The sequence below is a fragment of the Promicromonospora vindobonensis genome (genome assembly GCF_042685865.1).
GTDB classification, from domain to species: domain Bacteria; phylum Actinomycetota; class Actinomycetes; order Actinomycetales; family Cellulomonadaceae; genus Promicromonospora; species Promicromonospora vindobonensis.
In genome coordinates, this window is sequence record NZ_JBHUOG010000001.1 from 404302 (window position 1) to 420801 (window position 16500).

Here is a 16500-nt window from a genome sequence, read left to right on the forward strand (position 1 = left end):
GACGGCAGTCGAAACCCGCCGACAGCAAGAAACGACAACAACCTGCGGTTCGACCGCAGGCGCGGCGCGGCCCCGCCGAGAAGCTGCTGCTCGACTCGGGCCCGCAGCGCGTGAGAGAATCCAGGTGAGCCTCCCGGTGCCTAGTGGCCCGGGAGGCTTTCTGCTATGACGATCCTTCCCGGCGCCCGCCCGCCACGACTCACCATTCGCCCGACGACGCCCGCCGACCGCCCCGTCCTGGAGCGGCTCTGGCTCTTGTTCCGGCATGACATGTCGGAGGTCTCGGGCGCGCTCCCCGGCCCGAGCGGGCAGTTCCGGCGCGAACGGCTCGACGCCGCGTTCACCGAACCGGGCTGGCGCGGACTCCTCGCACACCTCGAGACCGACGGCGTCGCCGCATCGCCCGTCGGGTTCGCCCTCGTGCGCGGAGTCGATAGCCCGAGCCGTGTGCTCAGCTCCTTCTTCGTGGTCCGTGGGGCTCGCCGGAGCGGCGTCGGGCGAGAGCTCGCGGCTCAGGTGCTGGCGAGCTTCCCCGGCCGCTGGGAGATCGCGTTCCAGGACGCCAACCTGCCTGCCGTGCGCTTCTGGCGGGCGGTGGCCACGAACGCCGTCGGGCAGGCCTGGACCGAGGAGCACCGGGCGGTCCCGGACCGTCCCGACCTGCCGCCCGACACCTGGATCTCGCTCACCACGCGGTAACGGACACCACGCGGTAACGGACACCACGCGGTCGAGCTCGTCGGACCTGGTCCCGACGAGCTCGACCGACGAGGGCCGGATCAACGGATCAACGGATCAACGGATCAGCCGATCAGGTGCAGGCTCTCCCTGTTCTTGTCCGCGTACAGACGCTCGACGTCGGCGTCGAAGTCCTTGAGGAACACCGCACGCTTCACGCTCTGCTTCGGCGTGAGGTACCCGTTCTCGATGGTGAGGTCGCCCGGCAGCACGGTGTACTTGCGGATCGACTCCGCCGTGGAGACCGCCTTGTTGGCACGCTGGACCGCCGAGTCGAGCGCGGCGAGGACGTCGGGGTCCTTGCGTGCCTCGTCGACGGACAGGGCCGGCTTGCCGTGCATCTTCAGCCAGCCCGGCAGGCCGTCGGCGTCGAGCGTGACGAGGGCACCGATGAACGGCTTGTTGTCTCCGACCACGACGCACTGGCTGACCAGTGCGTGCGCCCGGATACGGTCCTCGAGGTTCGATGGCGCCACGTTCTTGCCGCCGGCGGTGACGATGATCTCCTTCTTGCGGCCGGTGATCGTGAGGAACCCGTCGTCGTCCAGCACCCCGAGGTCGCCGGTGCGGAACCAGCCGTCCTCCGTGAACGCCTCCGCCGTCGCCGCCTCGTTCTTGTGGTACGCCCTGAACATGTGGTGTCCCTTGAGCAGGATCTCCGAGTCCGGGGCGATCTTGACGCCGCAGCCGGGCAGCTGCAGGCCGACCGAGCCGATCTTCGTCGCCGACGGACGGTTCACGCTGGTCGGCGCCGTGGACTCGGTGAGCCCGTAGCCCTCGAGCACCTTGAGGCCCAGACCACGGTAGAAGTGGCCGAGGCGTTCGCCGAGCGGCCCACCGCCGGACACCGCGAACTCCGCCTGACCGCCCAGCTTGGCGCGCAGCTTGGAGAAGACCAGGGCGCTGGCGACCTTGTGCTGCAGCTTCAGGCTCAGGCTCGGACCCGACGGCGTGTCCAGCGCCCGCGACCACGCGATACCCGTCGCGGTGGCCCAGTGGAAGATCTTCGCCTTGCCACCGGCCGCCGCCGTCTGCTCCGCGGTGTTGTAGACCTTCTCGAACACCCGCGGCACCGCGAGGATGAACGTCGGCTTGAACTCGCCGAGTCCGTTGACCAGCGTCGTCGTGTCGGCCCAGTGCCCGGTGACCACGCCGCCGGCTACGGCGAGCACATGGATGTAGCGCGCGAACACGTGCGACATGGGGATGAACAGGAGGGTGCGTCCACCGTCCTTGGCGAAGACCTCCGGTACCGCCTCGACGGCGTTCACGGCGAGCGACGCGAAGTTGCGGTGGGTGAGCTCTGCGCCCTTGGGCCGACCGGTCGTCCCCGACGTGTAGATGATCGTCGCGAGGTCGTCCAGGTCGGCGATGGCCCGGCGACGAGTGATCTCCGCGTCGGGCACGTCCGCGCCCGCTGCCGCCACCGTGTCCAGCGCGCCGTCGTCGATGACGAGTACCTCGGACAGGGTCGGGCAGGCGTCGCGCACCTCCGCGACCGTGGCGGCGTTGCCTGCGGTCTCGGTGAAGACGAGCTTCACGTCGGCGTCGGACGCGATCCACTCGACCTGCTCGGCCGAGGAGGTCTCGTAGATCGGGACGGGCACAGCGCCGGTGGCCCAGACCGCGAAGTCCAGCACCGCCCACTCGTACCGGGTGCGGCACATGATGCCGACCCGGTCTCCCGGCTCGATCCCGCGGGCCACGAGGCCCTTCGCCACAGCGACCACCTGGGCGTCGAACTGGCCGGCCGTGACGACGCGCCAAGGCTCGCCCTCGCCGCCGGGTACCTCCATGATCGGCTTGTCGGCACCGGCGCCGACCCGCTCCGCGAGCACATCGTTGAGGTTGGAGGTGGGGGGCAGCTCGATAAGAATCGGGCTGAAGATCTCGTCCATTCTGACTCCAGTGGCAGTACTGACCGTGCCTGCAAAGATACCGGGAAACGGACTCCGTGTGTTGCACCCCTCGCGGTCGCTACCCTGGGTGTGCGCACCTACTCGGTGCAACCTCCTTTTCGACGGCCGGTACGGTCGTCGTGCAACGAGAGAACGTGAGGACGCATGCACGCCATCGGGGTCGACATCGGCGGCACGAAGATCGCTGTGGGAGTCGTCGACGAGGAGGGCAAGATCCTCGCTCAGGTGCGCAGGGAGACCGACGCCGACGACGTCGCGCACATCGACAGGGCGATCGCCGAAGCCTGCAACGAGCTCGTCAAGGAGCACGAGGTGAGCGCGATCGGGCTGGCGGCCGCCGGCTTCGTGAGCCCGGACCGGACGTCCGTGAACTTCGCCCCCAACATCGCCTGGCGGGAGTACCCGCTGGCCGCGAAGGTCGCCGAGCTGGTCGACGCGGACCTGCCCATCGTGGTGGAGAACGACGCCAACGCGGCGGGCTGGGCCGAGTTCCGGTTCGGCGCGGGGCGTGACGCCACCGACATGCTCATGCTCACGGTCGGCACGGGCCTCGGCGGCGCCGTCATCTCCGAGCGGGACCTCGTGCGCGGCAAGTGGGGCATGGCCGCAGAGGTCGGGCACATGCGCGTCGTGCCGGAGGGGCACTACTGCGGGTGCGGCCACGAGGGCTGCTGGGAGCAGTACGCGTCCGGCAGCGCGCTGGAGCGCGACGCCCAGCATGCCGCCGTCGCCCGCGTGGACCAGGCGGCGCGCCTGCTGGAGCTCGCCGGCGGCGACCCGGCCGGGATCGAGGGCAAGATGGTGACGGAGGCCGCCCAGGCGGGTGACGAGCTGGCGATCGAGCTGCTCGCCACCCTCGGGCGCTGGATCGGCGAGGGCTCGGCGTCGGTCGCAGCCCTGCTCGACCCGGAGCTGATCGTCATCGGCGGCGGCGTCGGCGCAGCCGGCGACCTGCTGCTCGGCCCCGTGCGCCGGGGCTTCGAGGCGCAGCTGTCCGCCATGGGCCACCGGCCTGTCGCGAAGATCGAGCTGGCCGAGCACGGCAACGAGGCAGGCATCGTGGGCGCCGCGGACCTCGCCCGCCGCTGAACCTCTCCGCACAGGGCAGATCCGCACATGGCAGAAGCTCAGGTCACCTGGTGACCTGAGCTTCTGGCACGTCGCTATCTGGCACGACGTCAGATACGTCAGCTATGTCAGACGACAGCGCCGGGACCGTCGTCGTCGGGGTCCCGCTGGTGCGGCATGCGCCAGATCAGCACACCGAGGCCCGCCACGAACAGGCCGACGCCGATCTGTCCCACCAGCGGCGGGATCGCCACCGACGGCATCGCCGCCGAGACGACCATCCCGACCAGGGCAAGCGTCGGGACGCCCACGACGAAGCTCCAGGCCATCGTCAGCAACGGGTCGCGGGACAGCAGCGGGGGCGGCACCGGCGGCGTGAAGTGGGAATCCTCCTCCTCGAGCGCCTCGGACTCGGGCGACAGCGGCCAGTCGCGCGGTCCGGCAGGCAGGATCACGCGCGGCGCGGAGGACTGCTCGCCGTCGGCCGTGTCGTCGGCGCGGTCGTCGGCGCGCGCGCCCGTGCGGTCGTCCGCACGATCGTCGGGCCGGTCGCCGGCGGCGCCCTCGTCATCGGACCGCGAAGTCTGAGAGGATTCGGCGGGCTCCTCCGGGTCGGCGGCAGCGCCGTCGGCCCGCGAGACGTCTATGTCGCCGAGGGTGGCGACGATGTCGGCCCAGCGTGAGGCCACGTCGTCGTCGCCCAGCTCGCGTGGGGTGTCGCCGGGCACGTCGTCGTCTCGGTCGTCGGTGTTCGATGCGGCCATGGGCACACTCTATTGTCGTCGGGGGACCCGCGGGGTCGGGTCTTGAGGAGGAATCTTGTTCTACTGGGTGATGCGGAACCTGTTGGTCGGCCCGCTGCTGCGACTCGCGTACCAGCCGTGGGTCGTCGGCGCCAAGAACGTGCCCCGAACGGGCCCGGCGATCGTGGCCAGCAACCACCTGGCGGTGATCGACTCGTTCATCCTGCCGCTCCTGATCCCCCGCCGGGTGACCTTCCTCGGCAAGTCCGACTACTTCACCGGCAAGGGCCTCAAGGGCAAGGTCGTCGCCTGGTTCATGACGGGCATCGGCGTGATCCCCGTGGACAGGTCCGGGGGCGCGGCGAGCGAGGCCGCCCTGCGCACCGGCCTGCGCGTGCTGCGCGAGGGCACCCTGTTCGGCATCTACCCCGAGGGCACCCGCAGCCCCGACGGCCGCCTCTACAAGGCGAAGACGGGCGTGGCCCGGATGGCGCTCGAGTCGGGCGCGCCCGTGATCCCGGTCGCCATGGTCGACACCGACGTCGCCCAGCCGCCCGGACGGGGTCTGCCCACCTTCATGCCGCTCGGCGCCGTGATCGGTGAGCCGCTCGACTTCAGCCGGTACAAGGGCATGGAGACGGACAAGTTCGTGCTGCGTGCCGTCGCCGACGAGATCCAGTACGCGATCCTCGCGCTGTCCGGCCAGGAGTACGTCGACGCGTACGCGGCGAGCGCGAAGGAGCGCGCGGCCCGTGGCGAGTCCCCTGCCCCCGCCTCGGAGGAAGGTCCCGGCGGGCTGCCGCTGCCGGAGGTCGAGAAGCCGCAGCGTCCGCGGCGCTGACCTGCTCCTACGATGTCGCAGGAAGCTACCGGCCTCGGCAGACGAGGCGGTCTAACGGCGCGGTGGCTCTGTCGAGGCGCGCACCACCAGGCTGGTGGCCAGCTCGGTGCGGAGCGTGTGCCCGCTCGCCGTGCGGGCCCTGTGCACGAGGTCGACGGCGGTGGCCCCCATCTCCGCCAGCGGCTGGCGCACCGTGGTGAGCGCCGGGTCGATCCACGGGGCGATCGGCAGGTCGTCGAAGCCCACCAGCGAGACGTCACGGGGCACGACGGCGCCCGCCTCGCGCAGGGCCCGCAGCGCCCCGAGGGCGGTGTCGTCGCTGCTGGCGAAGATCGCCGTGGGCGGGTCGCTCAGGGCCATCAGCCGCTGGGCGCCCTCGTAGCCTGAGGTGACGCCGTACGCCCCCTCGTGCACGAGGTCGTCGTCGGAGGGGACGCCTGCCCTGATCATGGCCGCCCGGTAGCCGGCGAGCCGGGCGATGGCGTTGTCCTGCTCGAGCGCGCCGGTGATGGTCGCGATGCGCCGGTGGCCGAGGCCCAGGAGGTGCGTCGTCGCCTCGAGCCCGCCCTGGAAGTTGGTGGCTCCGACGCTGAGCATCCCCTCCGGCGGCCGCTGACGCGGGTCGACGACGACGAGCGGCGTGCCGGTGTCGGCCAGCGCGCCGCGTGCCTCTGCGTCGGGCACGGCGACGATGCTGACCAGGCCGTCGGTACCGCGCTCGAGCGCGTGCCGCACCCAGGAGCTGCAGTCGTCGGGGTCTGGCTCGACCGCCAGGACCACGTCGAGGCCGAGCCGACGGGCGCCGGCCACGGCGCCCCGGACCACCGCCTCCGACCACGTGCCCTCGAAGTCGACGATCCGGACGTCGATCATGCCCGTCGGCTTCGCGGACCGGGGCCGCACGACGTAGCCGTGGCGTTCCAGCACCTCGGTGACACGGGTACGGGTGGCGCCGGCGACGTCGGGCCGCGTGTTGAGGACCTTGGACACCGTGGGGACCGACACGCCCGCCTCGGCCGCCACGACGGCGAGCGGGATGCGTGGCTGGTCCTGTGTCATGGGTCCTCCGTCGGCGTGGCGAGATGGCGTTTCCGAAACCGATCGTAGCGGACCCGGTCACCCGCCCTGCCGCCAACCTGCCATCCGCAGGGCACTCCGCAGGGCATTCCACCGGGCATTCAACCGGGCATTCCACCGGGAAATTGCGGGCGCACGCCCATTGACACGCCCGGTGGCCACGTCTAATCTCCCCGAGTCTTTCCGAGAGTCAGCTTCGAAATTTCGGAACCGCGGTTCAACAAAGGAGTGATCGTGAACAGGACACCTCGCCTCGCCGCAGCGGCGACGGCATCGACCCTCACGCTCGCCCTCGCCCTCACCGGGTGCGGGCGCAGCGACGAGGCCGGCGCCCCGGCAGCGGGCCCCAGCAGCATCACCGACGGCCCCGCCACCGGCACCATCGAGGTCTGGGCGATGGGCACGGAGGGCGAGCTGCTGCCCGAGCTCGCCCAGCAGTTCGAGACCGACAACCCGGACGCCACGGTGAACGTCACGCCGGTCCCGTGGGAGTCGTCCACCGAGAAGATCAACACGGCCATCGCCACAGGCGAGGTGCCCGACGTCATGCAGGTCGGCACCACCCTCATGAGCGGCTTCGTAGAGCTCGGCGGCCTCGCGCCCACCCCTGAGGACATCGACTCCACGGCCTTCTTCCCGGGCGCCTGGGACACCACGGTGGTCGACGGGACCTCCTACGGCGTGCCCTGGTACGTCGAGACGCGCGTCCTGTACTACCGCACCGACCTCGCCGAGCAAGCGGGCGTCGAGGCACCTCAGAGCTGGGCCGACCTGACGGCGTTCGCGGCCGGGCTGCAGGACGCCGGGGCGGAGCACGGCATCGCCCTGCAGACCCGCGGCGCCTCCACCAGCCTCATGTACTTCCCGTTCTACTGGCAGGCCGGCGGGGAGATCCTCGACGACTCCGGCGAGTTCAGCCTCGACAACGAGGCGCAGGTCAAGGCCCTCGACTACTACTCGTCGTTCATGCGGGACGGCCTCGCCCCGCAGGTGCTGGTCGAGGACGAGAAGGTGCAGAACTTCATCGACGGGGACCTGGGCTCGTTCGTGTCCGGGCCGTGGGAGCGGGCCAACCTGCTGACCACGGCGGGCGACGACTTCGCCGACACGTTCGGTGTCGCGCCGCTGCCGTCGGACGCCACGACGGGTTCGTTCATCGGCGGCTCCAACCTGGCGGTCCTGGCCGATGCCGCCAATCCCGACGCAGCGTGGAAGTTCGTCCAGTTCGCCACGGACGCGCCCACCCAGGTCGACTGGTTCGAGATCTCGAGCGACCTGCCGGCCGTCCAGGCCTCCTGGGACGACCCGGCGCTCGCCGACAACGAGGCGGTCGCCGTCTACGGCGACGTCCTGGAGACTGCCCGGTCCACGCCGGCGATCCCGACGTGGTCCGAGATCGAGCACGAGTTCGACCTCATCATCGAACAGGTGATCGCGGGCGACCTCAGCCCCGAGGACGCCGCCCAGCAGATGCAGGAAGCGGCCACCTCGATCGGCACGGGGCTGGACTGACCGTGACCGTCTCCGCACGCCGCCGTCGGACAGGCCTCGCCGCGTGGGGCCTTGCGCTGCCCTTCACCGCGCTGTTCGCCGTCTTCATGCTGGTCCCGGTCGCGTCCTCCCTCTACATGGCGTTCACCGACATGCAGGGGTCGGACCTCAGGACCCCCTGGGCGGTCAACTTCGTGGGGCTCGACAACTTCGTGGCGGTCCTCGCGGACCCGAAGTTCCAGCAGGCCGCCGGCAACACGCTCTACTTCGTCGGCGTGGCCATGCCGCTGACGCTCGTCCTCGCGCTGCTGCTGGCGGTGCTGCTCAACTCGGGCCTGGTGTGGTTCCGGTCGGTGTTCCGCGTGGGCTTCTACGCCCCCGTGGTGACCTCGATCGTCGCGGTGGCGGTCGTGTGGCGGTTCCTGCTGCAGCCCGACTTCGGGCTCGTGAACTCAGCTCTCGGCGTGGTCGGGATCGACGGGCCGCGCTGGCTCACCGACGAGGTCTGGGCCATGCCGTCGCTCATCGTGATGGCCACCTGGCGCAACGTCGGGTACTCGATGGTGATCCTGCTGGCCGGGCTGCAGGGCATCCCCCGGGATCTCTACGAGGCCTCGGCCATCGACGGAGCCGGCGCGGTGCGCCAGTTCCGGTCGATCACCGTCCCGCTGCTGCGGCCGACGCTGCTGTTCTGTGCGGTGATCACCGGCATCGGGTACCTGCAGTTCTTCGAGGAGCCGTTCGTGATGACGCAGGGCGGGCCGCTGGGCGCCACCAACTCGGTGGCGTACGAGATCTTCAACCAGTTCGGGTTCGGGAACTACGGCCTGTCCGCCGCGATGAGCTACGTGCTGTTCGTCGCCATCGTGATCCTGTCCTACCTCCAGTTCCGCCTGCTCAGGACGGAGAAGTGATGGCGCACGACGACGCGCCCCGCAAGCGCCGCCTCGCCCCGCGAGCCCTCGTCCTCAACATCGCGCTCCTGATCGGCCTCGCGGCCTCGATCGGGCCGCTCGTCTGGATGGTCGTGTCGTCGGTCAAGCCTGAGGGCGAGATCCGGCAGTTCCCGCCGACGCTGCTCCCCGAGCAGGTGACGTGGGCCAACTACACCGAGCTGTTCGCCACCCTGAGCTTCCCGCGGTACTTCTTCAACTCGGTGGTCGTTGCGCTGGCTGTGACGGTCGGGTCGGTCCTGTTCAGCGCGATGGTCGGCTACGCACTGGCCAAGCTGGACTTCCCCGGGCGGCGCGCGCTCTTCGCGCTGGTCATAGGCACGCTCATGGTGCCTGGCATGGTCACGTTCGTGCCGCTGTTCGTGCTGGTGGCCAACCTGGACCTCATCAACACCTACGCGGCGCTCGTCCTGCCCTTCCTCGCGGCGCCGTTCGGCGTGTTCCTGATGCGGCAGTTCATGCTCGACATCCCCGACGAGCTGCTCGACGCCGCACGCGTCGACGGCGCCGGTGAGTTCCGCACGTTCTTCCGCATCGTCCTGCCGCAGACCCGGCCGGCGCTCGCGACGCTCGGCATCCTGACGTTCCTCGGATCCTGGAACAACTTCCTGTGGCCCCTGGTCGCCGTGCAGTCCGCCGACCGGTACACGCTGCCCGTCGCCCTCGCCCTGTACTCGACGGGGCAGAACACCGTGCAGTACGGCCTGCTGGTCGCGGGCGCGACCGTCATCGTGCTGCCCATCCTCATCGTCTTCCTCGCCCTGCAGCGACACATCGTGCAGGGCATCTCGACCACCGGACTCAAGTAGCCGCCCGTGTCTCCGCAGCCCGGCGGCACCCGCGCCGTCCCGCACCACCCGAGGAGTTTTTCGTGACCGAACAGATCACGCTGCCCACCGCGCCCGGCTTCCTGTGGGGCGCCTCGACCGCCGCGCACCAGATCGAAGGGGGCAACGTCAACAGCGACTGGTGGGCCAAGGAGCACGTCGCCGGGTCGCTGTGCGCGGAGAGCTCCGGCGACGCCGTCGACAGCTACCACCGCTACCCGGAGGACATCCGGCTCCTCGCCGACGCAGGCCTCGGCGCCTACCGCTTCTCGATCGAGTGGGCGCGCATCGAGCCGGCCGAGGGCGAGATCTCGCGGGCGCAGCTGGCGCACTACCGGCGCATGATCGACACGTGCCTTGCGGCCGGCGTGACCCCGGTGGTCACGCTCCTGCACTTCACGCTGCCGCGCTGGTTCGCGGAGCGCGGCGGCTGGTTCGCGCCCGACGCCGTCGACACGTTCAGCCGCTATGTCGAGACCACGACGCAGATCCTTGGCGACGTCGGCCACGTGGTCACCATCAACGAGCCCAACATCACCTCGATGATGCTCGGTGCGAGCCGGCGCACCAACCTGGACGCCGCCGGGCTGGCCGCCCCGGACCAGGCGGCCTCCGAGATCCAGGCGACGGCGCACCGGCGCGCCGTCGAGATCCTCCACGGCCTCGGCCACGTGCGGGCCGGCTGGACCGTCGCCAACCAGGTGTTCCAGGCGGCGCCGGGCGCCGAGGCCGCCCGGGACGCCTACGCCTACCCGCGCGAGGACTTCTTCCTGGAGGTGGCGCGCGGCGACGACTTCGTGGGCGTGCAGAGCTACCTGCGCACCGTCATCGGGGCGGACGGCGAGCCGCTGCCCGCCGCCGACGACGTCGAACGCACGCTGACCGGCTGGGAGTACTACCCGCAGGCACTGGGCGAGGCCCTCGAGTACACGCACCGCGTCACCGGTGGCGTCCCGATGATCGTCACCGAGAACGGCATGGCCACCGCCGACGACGCGCGGCGCATCGACTACACCAGGGAGGCCCTCGCCGGCATGGCCAGGGCGATCTCCGGCGGCTGCCGTGTCGAGGGGTACCTGCACTGGTCCCTGCTCGACAACTACGAGTGGATGAGCGGCTTCGCCCCGACGTTCGGGCTGGTCGCCGTCGACCGTACGACGTTCGAGCGGACGCCCAAGCCGAGCCTCGCCTGGCTCGGCACGGTCGCCCGCACCGGACACCTGGCCTGACTACGACGATGTAGAGGAGACCCACCATGAGAAGACACCGGACGCTGGTCGCGACGGCCGCCGTCGCCGCGCTGGCGCTGACGGCCGTCCCAGCGAGCGCCACGGGACCGGGCCCTGACACCGGCAGCAGCACCGGCGACGACCGCCGCCTGCTGCGCACCTGGGCGGCCGACACCTGGCGCTCGTTCGACGCGCTGGTGGTCGAGGAGACCGGGCTGCCCGACGACAACATCGGTGGCGACCTCAGCCCCGGCAGCCGCGGTGGTTACACATCGCCGACGAACATCGGCGCCTACCTGTGGAGCACGGTGGTCGCCCGCGACGTCGGGCTGATCGGACGGGCCGAGGCCCGCGAGCGCCTGGCGACCACGCTGGACACCGTCGCAGGGCTGGAGCTGCACGAGCGCAGCGGCATGTTCTACAACTGGTACGACCCGGCCACGGGCGCCAAGCTGCTGGAGTTTCCCACGAGCGGCGATCCGGTCAAGCCGTTCCTGTCCAGTGTCGACAACGGCTGGCTGGCCACCGGGCTGCTCCTGGCGAGCCGCGCGGAGCCGTCCCTGGCCGAGGAGGCGGACGCGGTTCGCGAGCGCATGGACTTCGGCTGCTACTACGACCCCGCTCAGAACCAGATCCGCGGCGGCTTCTGGGACACCGACCCGCAGGAGCCGGCGCCGGTCGCCGGGGACTACTGCGGCATGGGTGCGGACGTCTGGTACACGGGTCACCACTACGGCGCGTTCAACACGGAACCTCGTATCGCGTCGTATCTCGGCATCGCCGAGGGGCAGATCCCGGCGAAGCACTACTTCGGCACGTACCGCACCTTCCCGGACTCCTGCGACTGGGACTGGACGGAGACGCGGCCCTCCGGCGAGTGGGCTGAGTACCTGGGGGTGCCGGTCTTCGAGGGCGCGCTGCCGTACCGCGGCATGCGGGTGGTCCCGACGTGGGGCGGCAGCATGTTCGAGGCCCTGATGGTGCCGCTCTTCGTGCCGGAGGAGACGTGGGGGCCTCGCTCGTGGGGCCGCAACCACCCGCTGTACGTGCGCGGGCAGATCGAGCACGGGATGCGGGAGGCGGACTACGGGTACTGGGGCTTCTCGCCGTCCAACGACCCGGCCGGCGGGTACCGCGAGTACGGCGTCGACCAGCTGGGGCTGGACGGCCCTGGCTACACCTCGGACCAGGAGCGCACGACGGTCGACCAGCCGTACGAGGGCTGCCGCGAGGGCTCGCCCGCGCCAACGGAGTTCGGCGACGGCGTCGTGACGCCGCACGCCTCGTTCCTCGCGCTGCGGTACGCCCGCGGCGAGTCCGTCGCCAACCTGCGGCGCATCGCCAGGGACTTCGACGCGTACGGCCCTGGCGGGTTCTACGACGCCGTGGCGGTGCGCAGCGGCCAGGTCTCCGAGCGCTACCTGGCGCTCGACCAGGGCATGATCATGGCCGCGCTCGGCAACGAGCTGGCCGACGACGCGATGCGCCGCTACGTCGCGCCCGGCGCCCTGGAGCGCACCGTGCGGCCGCTGATGGCGATGGAGACGTTCGCCGTCGGGCGCGAGTGACCGGGGTGGCCGGTCTGGTCACCCACCGGGCCGCGCCCGGGTCAGCCGAGCACCCCCTCGGGGACCGGCTGGCTTGGGTGCGGCTCGTCGCCGACCGCCGCCTGCGCCTCCCACAGCGCCACCTCGAGCCGGGTGCGGACCTGCGCGTAGCCGGGATCGTCGGCCACGTTGCGCAGCTCGTCCGGGTCCTGCTCCAGGTCGTACAGCTCCCACTCGCCCGGGTACCGGCCCGGTCCGGTGCCAGGGAGCCCGAGCCCGTCGTTGTAGAAATAGATGAGCTTGTACCGGGCGTCGCGGTAGCCGTAGTGGGCGGCCGCGCGATGGTTGCCGTCGTCGTGCTCCCAGTAGCGGTAGTAGAAGCCCTCCGGTGCGTCGCCGTGGTTCCCCTCCCCCGCGAGGTCCGCGAAGAAGCTGCGGCCCTGCATGCCCGGGTGCGGCGGAACATCGGCGGCTTCGAGGACGGTCCGGGCCAGGTCCACGTTCGTGACGATCCCCGCGTGCACCCCGCCGGCGGGCAGCCGGCGCGGGTAGGACAGCACGAACGGCATCCGGATCGACTCCTCGTACATGTACCGCTTGTCGAACCAGCCGTGGTCCCCGAGGAAGAAACCCTGGTCGGAGGAGTACATGAGCAGCGTGTCGTCGAGGCGTCCGCGCTCGCGGAGCCAGTCGGTCACCCGGCCGACGTTGTCGTCCACCGACGCGACGCACCGCAGGTAGTCCTCCATGTACCGCTGGTACTTCCACAGCGCGAGCTCGTCGTAGCCGAGCCCTGCGGGTGGTTCCGTCTTCAGGTCGTCCAGCGTCAGGTGGTCGGCGACCCGCATGGCGGACCGGCGGGCCGACGACGTGCGCGTCGCGTAGTCGTCGGTGAACGTCGCGGGCACCGGGATGGGGCCGGAGTACAGGTCCTTGTGCTTCTCGTCCGGTTCCCACGACCGGTGCGGCGCCTTGTGGCAGATCAGCAGGCAGACCGGCTCGTCGTCGTCCAGGCTGTCCGCCCACCCCAGGGCCAGGTCAGTGATGACGTCGGTGGCGTAGCCGGGCACGGTCCGGCGGCCCGTGGCGGACAGGAACGTCGGGTCGAAGTACTCCCCCTGCTCGATCAGGACGTCCCAGTAGTCGAACCCCTGCGGGTCGTGGCCGTCGCCGTGCCCCATGTGCCACTTGCCGACGATCCCGGTGCGGTAGCCGGCGTCGCGCAGCTGCGTCACGAACGTCGGCAGGCTCGCGTCGATCGGCGTCGACAGCGTGGTCACTCCGTTGACGTGGCTGTACGTGCCGGTCAGGATCGACGCCCGGCTCGGGGTGCACAGCGCGTTCGTCGCGTAGCAGTGGTCCAGCCGCCAGCCCGCGTCCGCGATCTCGTCGATGCGTGGCGTCCTGTTGACGACCGATCCGTACGCGCCGACAGCGTGCGCCGCGTGGTCGTCGGTGAGGATCAGCACGATGTCGGGCTTGCGGGCGGATGCGCTCATATGCCCTGCCTACCAGACTGTCCCCATACCTACGAAGGAGCAGACCGTTGACCTCCACCGCTGTCGACCTCGCCGCTCGCCTGGGTCGCACCGTCCTGTACCAGATCTATCCGCAGTCCTTCGCGGACGCCGACGGCGACGGGATCGGTGACCTCGCCGGTATCGCCGGGCGCCTCGACTACCTCGCCTGGCTCGGCGTGGACGCCATCTGGCTCAGCCCGTGCTTCGTCTCGCCGTTCGCCGACGCCGGGTACGACGTCGCGGACTTCTTCCAGATCGCGCCTCGGTACGGCACGAACGACGACCTGGCACGGCTCACCGAGGAGGCCGGCCGCCGCGGCATCTCCGTGCTGCTCGACCTCGTGGCGGGCCACACGTCGGACCAGCACCCCTGGTTCCGCGCGTCGGCCGACGACCCGGACGACCACCGGTTCGTGTGGAGCGACGTGCCCGTCGACGGCTTCGAGCCGGGCCCTGGCACCCGCGGCGGGTACTACCTGCCGAACTTCTTCCCGGTCCAGCCTGCACTGAACTACGGCTACGCACGCCTCGATCCCGCGGAGCCGTGGCGCCAGCCGGTCGACGCTCCGGGTCCGCTGGCCAACCGGGCCGCGCTGCGCGAGATCATGGCGCACTGGTTCGACCTCGGCGTCGCCGGCTTCCGGGTCGACATGGCGTCCTCGCTCGTCAAGGACGACCCGGGGCACGTGGAGACCGGCAGGCTGTGGCGCGAGATGCGGTCCTGGCTGGACGACGCCTATCCGGGGCGGGTGCTGGTCAGCGAGTGGGGCAACCCGCGGGTGTCCGTCCCGGCCGGCTTCCACGCGGACTTCTTCCTCCAGTTCGGGGGCGACGACAACGGGCTCCCGATGCGGTCCCTGTGGAACAACAGCGCGGGCACCGTGAACCCCGCCTGGGCCGAGGTCCCTGCCTGGGCCGCCGCCGACGCGCGCGGCGACGCGGAGACGTTCGCCCGTGCCTGGCGCGAGGCGGCCGAGGCCATCGCGACCGCCGGCCGCGGCGGGGTGGTGGGTCTGCCGACCTCGAACCACGACTTCACCCGGCTGGTCGCCGGTGAGCGGGACGCCGAGCAGGCACGGGTCGGGCACGTGCTCACGATGACCTGGCCCGCGATGCCGTCCGTCTACTACGGGGACGAGATCGGTATGCGGTACGTGCCTGGCACGCCGACGCTGGAGGGCTCCCGCCTCAGCCCAACCTACGACCGGTCGGGCTCGCGCACCCCCATGCAGTGGGGCGACCTCCCTGACGGCACGCTGGGTCCTGGCAACCCCGGCAGCTCCACCTACCTGCCACAGGACCCCGACCCGGACCGCCCGACCGTCGCTGACCAGCTCGGCGACGACGGCTCGCTGCTGCACCTCGTGCGGGAGCTGATCGCGCTGCGGCACAGCGACCACCGCCTCGACGTCGAGTCGCCCGTCGAGGTGCTCGCCACGGCCTACCCCATGGCCTACCTCCGGGGCGGGGCCCTCGCGGTCGTGCTGAACCCGGGCCGGGCGGCGGTGCAGCTTCCGCTCGACGGCGCGGCGAGCGCCCGGGAGGTCCTCGCCCGCCACTGCCGGATCGAGCCAGGTGCCGACGGGGCCGACGTCGTGCACCTCGACGGCCACGGGTACGCCGTGCTGGACCTGGACGCGCCGGAGGACTCGCGGTAGCCGGGTTAACCTTGGCCGCGTGGAACTGATCCGTAAGGGCAAGGTTCGCGAGGTCTACGCGGACGGCGACGATGTGATTCTGGTGGCTTCCGACCGGGTGTCGGTGTACGACGTGGTGCTGCCGACGCCGGTACCCGACAAGGGCGCGATCCTCACGCAGATCTCGCTCTGGTGGTTCCGCCAGTTCGCCGACCTCGTGCCCAACCACGTGATCAGCGAGGACGTCCCGGCCGAGTGGCAGGGCCGTGCAGTGCGCTGCAAGCGCCTGGAGATCGTCCCGGTCGAGTGCATCGTGCGCGGCTACCTCGCGGGCGGGGGCCTGGAGAGCTACCGCGCCTCCGGCAGCGTCTCCGGCGTCGCCTTCCCGCCCGGCCTGGTGGAGGCCGACCGGCTCCCGCAACCCGTCTTCACGCCGTCGACCAAGGCGGACGAGGGCCACGACGAGTACATCTCCGTCGAGGAGATCGCCAAGGACCTGGGCGAGGAGACGACGAACCGGCTGCGGGACCTGTCGCTGGAGATCTACGACCGCGGCGCCGAGATCGCCCGCGAGCGCGGCGTCCTGATCGCGGACACGAAGTTCGAGTTCGGCACCGACGCCGACGGCGTGCTGACGCTGGCCGACGAGGTGCTCACCCCGGACTCCTCGCGCTTCTGGAAGGCGAGCGAGTACGAGCCGGGCCGCGGGCAGTGGTCCTATGACAAGCAGTTCGTCCGTGACTGGTCCTCCACGCTGACCGGCTGGGACCGCACCTACCCCGGCCCGGAGATCCCTGCCGACGTCGTCGCGGAGACCCGCGCCCGCTACATCGAGATCTACGAGCAGCTGACGGGCGACACCTGGACCTGACCCGTTGAGTGCTGGCCATCTGTTGGCCCACGGGCCGAT

Annotated in this window: 14 protein-coding genes; 10 read left to right on the plus strand and 4 right to left on the minus strand. The window is 70.8% G+C overall.

Features of this window, described 5'->3' with window-relative positions; translation table 11 throughout:
* Positions 1-165: 165 nt before the first annotated feature.
* Positions 166-699 carry a GNAT family N-acetyltransferase gene (locus ACFS27_RS01800; RefSeq protein WP_377179744.1) on the plus strand — a complete coding sequence of 178 codons (534 nt, stop codon included), beginning with the start codon at positions 166-168 and terminating at the stop codon, positions 697-699.
* Between the two features lie 104 nt (positions 700-803).
* Here ACFS27_RS01800 and ACFS27_RS01805 read toward each other — a convergent pair whose 3' ends face one another.
* Positions 804-2636, minus strand: a complete 1833-nt coding sequence (locus tag ACFS27_RS01805; protein WP_377179746.1) for an AMP-dependent synthetase/ligase — start codon at positions 2634-2636, stop codon at positions 804-806.
* Positions 2637-2801: 165 nt separating this feature from the next.
* Between ACFS27_RS01805 and ACFS27_RS01810 the strand changes: the two genes are divergently transcribed.
* Complete coding sequence (locus tag ACFS27_RS01810; protein WP_377179748.1) at positions 2802-3746, plus strand: ROK family glucokinase; 945 nt, start codon at positions 2802-2804, stop codon at positions 3744-3746.
* Positions 3747-3853: 107 nt separating this feature from the next.
* Here ACFS27_RS01810 and ACFS27_RS01815 read toward each other — a convergent pair whose 3' ends face one another.
* Positions 3854-4489 (minus strand): hypothetical protein, encoded by a 636-nt coding sequence (locus ACFS27_RS01815; protein WP_377179750.1) that lies wholly within the window; start codon positions 4487-4489, stop codon positions 3854-3856.
* Positions 4490-4544: 55 nt separating this feature from the next.
* Between ACFS27_RS01815 and ACFS27_RS01820 the strand changes: the two genes are divergently transcribed.
* Complete coding sequence (locus tag ACFS27_RS01820; protein ID WP_377179752.1) at positions 4545-5309, plus strand: lysophospholipid acyltransferase family protein; 765 nt, start codon at positions 4545-4547, stop codon at positions 5307-5309.
* Positions 5310-5360: 51 nt separating this feature from the next.
* Here the strand turns inward: ACFS27_RS01820 and ACFS27_RS01825 are convergent, their stop codons facing one another.
* Positions 5361-6368, minus strand: a complete 1008-nt coding sequence (locus ACFS27_RS01825) for a LacI family DNA-binding transcriptional regulator (RefSeq protein ID WP_377179754.1) — start codon at positions 6366-6368, stop codon at positions 5361-5363.
* Between the two features lie 252 nt (positions 6369-6620).
* Between ACFS27_RS01825 and ACFS27_RS01830 the strand changes: the two genes are divergently transcribed.
* From ACFS27_RS01830 to ACFS27_RS01850, 5 genes are all read left to right on the plus strand, one after another.
* Positions 6621-7898: an extracellular solute-binding protein gene (locus tag ACFS27_RS01830; RefSeq protein WP_377179756.1), complete on the plus strand. Its 1278-nt coding sequence runs from the start codon at positions 6621-6623 to the stop codon at positions 7896-7898.
* Between the two features lie 2 nt (positions 7899-7900).
* Complete coding sequence (locus tag ACFS27_RS01835) at positions 7901-8791, plus strand: carbohydrate ABC transporter permease (protein ID WP_377179758.1); 891 nt, start codon at positions 7901-7903, stop codon at positions 8789-8791.
* Complete coding sequence (locus tag ACFS27_RS01840) at positions 8791-9639, plus strand: carbohydrate ABC transporter permease (protein ID WP_377179760.1); 849 nt, start codon at positions 8791-8793, stop codon at positions 9637-9639. The genes ACFS27_RS01835 and ACFS27_RS01840 overlap by 1 nt, the downstream gene beginning before the upstream one ends.
* 62 nt (positions 9640-9701) lie before the next feature.
* The gene (locus tag ACFS27_RS01845; RefSeq protein ID WP_377179762.1) at positions 9702-10886 is read left to right on the plus strand and encodes a glycoside hydrolase family 1 protein; all 1185 of its coding nucleotides are present in this window, start codon (positions 9702-9704) and stop codon (positions 10884-10886) included.
* 26 nt (positions 10887-10912) lie between these two features.
* Positions 10913-12454: a glucoamylase family protein gene (locus tag ACFS27_RS01850; RefSeq protein ID WP_377179764.1), complete on the plus strand. Its 1542-nt coding sequence runs from the start codon at positions 10913-10915 to the stop codon at positions 12452-12454.
* 41 nt (positions 12455-12495) lie between these two features.
* On the opposite strand, the gene ACFS27_RS01855 is transcribed toward ACFS27_RS01850, so the two are convergent.
* Entirely contained in the window at positions 12496-13932 is a 1437-nt protein-coding gene (locus ACFS27_RS01855; RefSeq protein ID WP_377179766.1) for a sulfatase family protein, read from the minus strand.
* Between the two features lie 47 nt (positions 13933-13979).
* Here ACFS27_RS01855 and ACFS27_RS01860 point away from each other — a divergent pair, with 47 nt between their 5' ends.
* Positions 13980-15611: an alpha-amylase family glycosyl hydrolase gene (locus ACFS27_RS01860; protein ID WP_377179768.1), complete on the plus strand. Its 1632-nt coding sequence runs from the start codon at positions 13980-13982 to the stop codon at positions 15609-15611.
* Positions 15612-15630: 19 nt separating this feature from the next.
* On the plus strand, positions 15631-16461 hold the full coding sequence (locus ACFS27_RS01865) for a phosphoribosylaminoimidazolesuccinocarboxamide synthase (RefSeq protein ID WP_377179770.1): 831 nt from the start codon (positions 15631-15633) through the stop codon (positions 16459-16461).
* Positions 16462-16500: the final 39 nt, after the last annotated feature.